Here is a 282-nt window from a genome sequence, read left to right on the forward strand (position 1 = left end):
TGGATGAACGGGTTGCTGGCCGCGTCGTTGGCGAAATAGTCGAACGACCAGCGGATCAGCCACAGGTTGATCATATAGGCCGAGGCGAACATCGCGCCCTTGGAATAGAGCGCCTGCTCTTCCGGCGAGAGCACGATGACGCCGAAGGCGAGCGTAGCGAGGATGACGAAGAGCGCTGCCGGCAACAGCCTGCGCGCGCGCCGCGCGTAGAAGCGCAGCAGGTCGAGCCGGCCGGTCGAGGACATCTCGGCGACCAGATGCCGGGTGATCAGATAGCCCGAG

At 64.5% G+C, this 282-nt stretch carries 1 pseudogene; it reads right to left on the minus strand.

What is annotated here, in order from left to right:
- A pseudogene (locus tag EN859_RS37560) lies at window positions 1-282 on the minus strand (acyltransferase); the annotation flags it as partial.

The sequence above is a fragment of the Mesorhizobium sp. M00.F.Ca.ET.216.01.1.1 genome, from assembly GCF_004010325.2.
GTDB lineage: Bacteria > Pseudomonadota > Alphaproteobacteria > Rhizobiales > Rhizobiaceae > Mesorhizobium.